Here is a 7,837-nt window from a genome sequence, read left to right as displayed (position 1 = left end):
TATTTTAGAAAGAGTTTATGATGCTTAGATTTTTTATCTATGTCTCTTTTTGTTATATTAATTAAGTATTTTATATGTATTAAAGAAAAGAATAGGAAGTGTGATGACATGTCAAATAATAATTTAAATATAGATAGAATTAATGAATTAGCAAAAAAGAAAAAAGAGCAAGGTTTAACAGAAGCTGAAGCAAAAGAGCAATCTAAGTTGCGTAAACAATATTTAGATTCTTTTAGAGAAGGATTTAAACAACAAATTGAAAGTACCAAAGTCATTGATCCAGAAGGTAACGATGTAACGCCGGAAAAACTTAAAAAAATTCAAGAAAGTAAAAAGAATGATCAATAGTTAATAACATTTTAATCATTAACATTATAATCTTATCATTTACTATATTTTTAAGTTATAATATAAAAAAGATGATTAATTCTAGAAGGGAAGTATGTAAGATGTTTAATGAAAAAGACCAATTAGCTATTGATACTATACGTGCATTAAGTATTGATGCAATTGAAGAAGCAAATTCTGGTCATCCTGGTCTGCCTATGGGAGCTGCACCAATGGCCTACACGCTTTGGACTCGCCACTTAAACTTTAATCCACAATCTAAAGACTACTTTAACAGAGATAGATTTATATTATCTGCAGGTCATGGTTCTGCTTTACTATATAGTTTATTACATGTCTCTGGAAGCTTAGAATTAGAAGAATTAAAGCAGTTCAGACAATGGGGTTCTAAAACACCTGGACATCCTGAGTTTCGTCATACAGATGGTGTTGAAGTTACAACAGGTCCATTAGGACAAGGATTTGCTATGTCTGTGGGAATGGCTTTAGCTGAAGCGCATTTAGGTGGTAAATTTAATAAAGATGATATTAACGTTGTAGATCATTATACTTACGTGTTGGCTTCAGATGGAGATTTAATGGAAGGTATTTCTCATGAAGCAGCTTCATTTGCTGGTCATAATCAATTAGATAAACTTATTGTATTATACGATTCAAATGATATTTCACTTGATGGTGAACTTAACAAATCTTTCTCAGAAGATGTAAAACAACGTTTTGAAAGTTATGGATGGAACCATATTTTAGTAAAAGATGGCAACAATTTAGAAGAAATTGATAATGCGATTACTAAAGCTAAACAGCAAAATGGTCCTACGTTAATTGAAGTTAAAACAATTATTGGTTACGGCGCGCCAAACGTTAGCGGTACAAATGGTGTTCACGGAGCGCCACTTGGTACTGATGAAAGAAAACTTACATTTGAAGCATATGGATTAGATCCAGAAAAACGTTTCAATGTTCCAGAAGAAGTATATGAAATCTTCCAAACAACAATGCTAAAACGTGCAAATGAGCATGAAGATGAGTGGAAAGAAAAATTAGAAACATATACAGAAAAATATCCAGAGTTAGCTGAAGAATTTAAATTGGCAATCAGTGGTAAATTACCTGAAAATTATAAAGATGAATTACCAAAATTCAGTAGTGATCATAATGCAGCTACTCGTGCAGATTCTGGAGAAATCATTCAAGCAATTAGTAAATCTGTTCCTTCATTCTTTGGTGGTTCTGCAGATTTAGCAGGATCTAATAAATCAAATGTTAAAGAAGCTACAGATTACAATCCTAATACTCCAGAAGGTAAAAATGTTTGGTTTGGTGTAAGAGAATTTGCTATGGGTGCTGCAGTAAACGGTATGGCAGCACATGGAGGTTTACATCCTTATGGTGCTACATTCTTCGTATTTAGTGATTACTTAAAACCAGCATTACGCTTATCTGCAATTATGGGATTGAATGCAACATTTATCTTTACACATGATTCAATTGCTGTAGGTGAAGATGGTCCAACACACGAACCGATTGAACAGTTAGCAGGTTTAAGAGCTATTCCAAATATGAACGTCATTCGTCCAGCAGACGGTAATGAAACAAGAGTAGCATGGGAAGTTGCATTAGAATCTAAACAAACACCAACATCTCTAGTTTTAACTCGTCAAAATCTTCCTTATTTAGATGTAGATGAAGAAACGGTTGAAGAAGGCGTACGAAAAGGTGCATATGTTGTATTTGAAACTGAAACTAAACCTGAATATCTATTACTAGCAACTGGCTCAGAAGTAAGCTTAGCTATTGAAGTAGCTAAAGATTTAGATAAACAAGGTAAAGGTGTAAGAGTCGTTTCTATGCCAAACTGGTTCGCTTTTGAGCAACAAACAGACGAGTATAAAGAATCAGTTATTCCAAAAGAATTAACTAAACGTGTTGCAATTGAAATGGCTTCACCACTCGGTTGGCATAAATATGTAGGCACTGAAGGTAAAGTAATTGGAATCGATGGTTTTGGTGCAAGTGCACCAGGAGACTTAGTTGTCGAAAAATATGGCTTTACTAAAGAAAATATTTTAAATCAAATTCGCACTTTTTAATATTATGATTTAGTCAACATAGAGAGAGCGGGGAATGAATTCAAAATGAGTTCTTTCCTGCTCTTTTTTATTTTGTGCATAGCACTTTATATGAAGTTATTTATAAATATTAGTATTCGTGTTAAACAGTTTGTTAATATAAAAGCGAAGAGGTATTATTCTAAAACTAACTCTTGAAATCAAGGTAGTTATTTAGTAAAATTCAGTAGGATATAGAAAGTGGGTGAAACAATGGCAACTTGGTTAGCAATTTTATTAATCATTGTAGCACTTATCATCGGACTAGTTGGTGGTTTCTTCTTAGCAAGAAAATATATGATGGACTATTTGAAAAAAAACCCACCTATCAATGAAGAAATGTTACGTATGATGATGATGCAAATGGGACAAAAACCGTCTCAAAAGAAAATCAATCAAATGATGACGATGATGAACAAAAACATGGATCAAAACATGAAGAGTTCAAAAAAATAATAGTTATTAAAGGATTGTATGCCATAAGGGTTTACAATCCTTTGTTTTTGTTGTAAAACATTTTTAGTTGAAGTATTTAAGAAGTATAATAGTATTAAACTTTTAGTTATGTGAATATAAGAAGGTGTAAATTTGGCATATTTAGTTTTTTCCATAGTATTTGCATTGTTTATGGGGATTGTTGTCATAGTTATTCGTATGAAAGCACAAAAGTTCCCTGTAAATGAAAAGAAAATTATTTTACCTCCTATCTTTATGTCGACAGGGGCTTTGATGTATGTTATTCCATATTTTAGATTAACTGGGCCTGAAATTTTAGAATCTATCATTTTAGGTGTGATATTTTCATCTGTACTTATCTGGACAAGTCATTTTGAAGTTCAAGGCGCTGAGGTATATATGAAACGATCAAAAGCGTTTCCAATCATTTTAATTTCACTTTTAATTATTAGAACAATCATAAAAATATTTATTAGTAGCTCTATTGATCCAGGAGAAATCGGAGGCATGTTCTTTTTATTGGCATTTAGTATGATTGTTCCTTGGCGTTTAGCTATGTTATATAAATATAAAAATGTTAAAAAATCTTTAGTCTCATAATAGAGATTAATATTATTAGCTTATCTAAAATTAAATAAAATATTATTTTTTGATATTAAATTGAATTGAAGTATAGAGCGAGTATGTGAGTTCATTGAGAATTCAATCTCGCTCTTTTTTAAAATTAAAGTATAATGCTTTAAAAAGTAAGGGGAATGTTATGAAAATTATACATACTGGAGATTGGCATTTAGGAAAGATACTTAACGGAAAACAATTTCTTGAAGACCAATCATTTATTTTAGAACAATTTATCCAATGTTTAAAAGATGAGAAACCTGATGTAGTTGTGATTGCTGGGGATATTTATGATACAACTTATCCAAGTAAAGAAACTATTCATCTTTTTGAAAATGCTATTCATACTATTAATATAGATATGAATATCCCTATGATTATTTCTAATGGTAATCACGATGGTAAAGAACGATTGAATTATGGAGCTTCATGGTTTGAACATTCCAAACTCTTTATTCGTACAAAATTAAAACATATGAATCAACCTATCGAATTTAATGATGTACATTTCTATGTACTTCCATTTGCTACTATTAGTGAAGTAAAAGAATTTTTTAAAGATGCTTCTATTCAAACTTATCAACAAGCAACAGAAAAATGTATTAATTATATAGTAGAAAATTTGAATAAAGAGAAAATAAATATTTTAATTGGTCACTTAACGATAAATGGAGGAAAAACATCGGATTCAGAAAGACCTTTAACAATTGGGACTGTTGAAAGTGTTACTAAATCATGTTTTAACGTATTTGATAAAGTGTTATTAGGACATTTACATCATCCATTTAGTATTAAAGATGACATTATTGATTATTCTGGTTCACTGTTACAATATTCATTTTCAGAAATAAACCAGCCTAAGGGATATAAACGTTTAGTGGTTCAAGATAAAAATGAACTATCAACATCATTTGTGCAACTTAAACCTTTAAGAGAGCTTGAAGTGGTTGAGGGCGAGTATGATGAAGTGATTCAAGGACATATTCAACCTAAAAATAAAGATAATTATATACATTTCAAACTTAAAAATATGTCGCATATTAGTGATCCAATGATTCATTTAAAACAACTATTCCCCAATACTCTTGCGCTTAGCAATATTACTTTTGAAAATGAGGGGCCTTTACATCAGACACAAATACAACAACAAGACGACCAAACTATTATTAAGCAATTTTATAAGATGATTACAGATAATGAGATGACCAAGTATCAGGAAGAAAAAATAAATAATTTAATCACTTTGGTATCGAATAAGGAGGTCTAAAATGAAACCAATAAAATTAACGTTAAATAATTTTGGCCCATTCTTACATGAAAAGATAGATTTTACTCAAATTAAAAATGATCAGCTTTTTTTAATTAGTGGTAAAACTGGTTCGGGAAAAACCATGATATTTGATGCAATTGTATTTTCGTTATTTGGAAAAGCTTCTACAGAAGGCAGAAGTGAAGCGGGATTAAGAAGTCATTTTGCAGAGGCAAAATCTCCTATGTGGGTTGAATATGAATTTCAACTTAATGAAAAATATTTCAAAATTATTCGTCAAGGTGCTTTTACTAAAGAGGGAAACACTAGTCAAACACCAGGAAAACTAGATGTGTATGAATATGATTCTAAAAGTGAAACATATGAATTAAGAGAAAGTAAAATCAGTGCTGGAAATCAATATATTAAGTCATTACTAGGCGTTAATGCTGAACAATTTAGACAGTTATTTATTCTTCCACAAGGTGAATTTAAAAAATTTTTAGTATCCAATAGTACAGATAAACAGGGGATATTAAGAACTTTATTTAATAGTATACGTTTTGAGGAAATTCAAAATTTGCTCAAAAATGAAATGAAAGAAGAGAAAAAACAAATTGAAAAAAGATACGATCAAATTAAATTACTATGGGAAGATATTGACGCATTTGATGATGAGCAATTAATTCAATTGAAACAAATCCATCATATAAAAACTCAAGAATTATTGCAGGCTATTCCCAACTTCAAAACGATAGGTCATCAACTCGAAGAACAAAGACTACATATAAAAAATGAGCAAAAAGAACAATTACATTCTATAATAAAACGCATTGATTTAAATAAAAATTTAGAACAACAACTGATTGAATTAGAAGAATACCACCAATTAAAACATCAATTAGATGAACAGATTGAAGACATACAAGCATTAAAAGTAAAATTAAATCGATTAAAAGATACTGACATGCTATTTAATTTATATGATCAACAACGTTTGAAAGAAGAGAAGTATCAAATAATAAAAACCAAAATAATAGAGACTGAAAATAAAATATCGCAAATAAATAATAAAATAAACATACTTGAAAAAGAACATAAACAATTAAACAAGATGAGTGACTCATACCACTTAAAAAGTGAGAATTTAGAACAATCGAAGCCTTTTTATCATCAATTGGATAAATATCAACAAGCATTTGAAGAGCAAGAACATATTATTCATAATTATAATGAAATGATGGAAGAGCAAGAGCAGTTAATTAATAAAGAACATAAAATGAGTCAATCTATTGATAGCTATAAAATGGATAATAAAGCTATTGATGAGTTGACTGAACAAATATATCAATTACAAAAACAATTAGATGAACAACAAAGTTTAAAAGATAAGTATGAAAAGCAAGTTTCTCTAAAACAACAATATCATCAACATTCAAAAAAGATACAAAATTTAAAAAATGATATTGAAACACTCAATCAACAGTTAGAAAGCATTGATAAACGTAATATTGATTTAAATGATAAACAAACCTTTATTATTGAAATACAGTCAGCGTTACGTATTGGCGATACATGTCCAATATGTGGAAATGAAGTTGAATCTTTAAATCAGCATATTGATTTTGAAACTATTAATCAAAATCATCAATTACTTGATAAACTTTCTGATGAAATTAATGAAAAAAAACAGCATTTAAGTAAAAGCGAAACGACGTGTGAATTACTCTCTCAAAACATATCAGATTTAGGAGAGATAGAGTATGAATCGATTAATTTAGACCAAATCAAAGAAAAGTTACAATGTGCAAAGTCTGAAAAAATACAATTACAACAACAATTAGAAGAGTTAGATAAATTACAACAACAATTTCATGCGTTACAGCAAGAGAAGCATCAGCAGGAACTTAAATTAGAGAAATTAGCTTCTCAAAAACGTCAGAATCAAACTTTAATTCAAGATTTTGAAATAAGCACAGGATATTCAAGTATTGAAACTTTTAAAAATTATTACTTAAGTCTTCGAAAAGAGATTGATGAGTATCATCAACATGTTGATGATACTAATAAAAATATGCAATCATATCAAAATGCGCTAGCTTTAGAAAAAAATAGTGTTGATAATTATTTGACTACGAGTAAAGAACTACAAAACGAATTAGATTATTTTACAACAACTATCCGAAAAGAAATGAAACGATTAGGTTTAGAAAATGAAGATGAAATAAAAAAATTAAAACATGAACTTCAAGATATAGAGCATATTGAAAAAAGAATTAATCACTTCGATAAGGAACAATATAAATATAACGTTGAAATAGAACGATTAACACGTCTTACAAGTGAAAAAGAACTTGAAGATATATCTAATCTTGAAATGCAAAAAGAACATATCGAAGAAAAATATAATCAGTATGTTAATGATGTTGTATCAATACAATATAAAATTAAGAAAAATGATGAAAAATTTGCAAAAATTGAAAAACATATTCACTATTTAGATGAAGAGTTAAAAGAGCAGCAACAAATTTTTAATTTATCTGAGGTTTTATCAGGAAAGAATCATCAAAAATTATCGCTTGAAAACTATGTATTAATCTATTATTTAGAAAGAATTATACATCAAGCAAATATTAGATTAGATATAATGAGCGGGCGAAGATATCAACTTAAACGAAGAGAATCAATATCACAAGGATATAGTGGATTAGAAATCGATGTATTTGATTTATATTCTAATAAGTCAAGACATATTAGCTCATTATCAGGAGGAGAAACGTTTCAAGCATCACTGGCTCTAGCATTGGGATTAAGTGAAGTCGTACAACAAGAATCTGGAGGGATAACGTTAGAATCAATGTTTATCGATGAAGGATTTGGCACACTTGATCAAGAAACTTTAGAAACATCTCTTGATACATTATTAAATTTAAAAACATCTGGACGGATGGTAGGAATTATCTCTCATGTGAGTGAGTTAAAACAACGAATCCCATTAATACTTGAAGTAAATACAAATCAGTATCAAAGTTACACAAAATTTAAATGGAAGTAACAA

At 29.4% G+C, this 7,837-nt stretch carries 6 protein-coding genes; all 6 read left to right on the top strand.

The annotated features are described in order from the left end of the window. Positions 1-108: 108 nt before the first annotated feature. The 6 genes from NR218_RS12210 to sbcC all read left to right on the top strand — a co-directional run bounded on the left by NR218_RS12210 (position 109) and on the right by sbcC (position 7,834). Positions 109-348: a DUF896 domain-containing protein gene (locus NR218_RS12210; RefSeq protein WP_017174665.1), complete on the top strand. Its 240-nt coding sequence runs from the start codon at positions 109-111 to the stop codon at positions 346-348. A gap of 101 nt (positions 349-449) precedes the next feature. Further along, complete coding sequence (gene tkt, locus NR218_RS12205; protein ID WP_017174666.1) at positions 450-2,438, top strand: transketolase; 1,989 nt, start codon at positions 450-452, stop codon at positions 2,436-2,438. Between the two features lie 231 nt (positions 2,439-2,669). Next, positions 2,670-2,912: a YneF family protein gene (locus tag NR218_RS12200; RefSeq protein ID WP_037541068.1), complete on the top strand. Its 243-nt coding sequence runs from the start codon at positions 2,670-2,672 to the stop codon at positions 2,910-2,912. Between the two features lie 132 nt (positions 2,913-3,044). After that, positions 3,045-3,512 carry a CcdC family protein gene (locus NR218_RS12195; protein ID WP_019835490.1) on the top strand — a complete coding sequence of 156 codons (468 nt, stop codon included), beginning with the start codon at positions 3,045-3,047 and terminating at the stop codon, positions 3,510-3,512. 160 nt (positions 3,513-3,672) lie between these two features. After that, on the top strand, positions 3,673-4,797 hold the full coding sequence (sbcD, locus tag NR218_RS12190; protein WP_017174667.1) for an exonuclease subunit SbcD: 1,125 nt from the start codon (positions 3,673-3,675) through the stop codon (positions 4,795-4,797). 1 nt (position 4,798) lies between these two features. Continuing rightward, positions 4,799-7,834 carry an exonuclease subunit SbcC gene (sbcC, locus tag NR218_RS12185; protein WP_265883434.1) on the top strand — a complete coding sequence of 1,012 codons (3,036 nt, stop codon included), beginning with the start codon at positions 4,799-4,801 and terminating at the stop codon, positions 7,832-7,834. Positions 7,835-7,837: the final 3 nt, after the last annotated feature.

It is taken from the genome of Staphylococcus sp. SUC_1.2 (assembly GCF_026222585.1).
The sequence above is the reverse complement of the archived record's forward strand: the minus strand, read 5'-3'. Positions and strand labels throughout refer to the sequence as shown.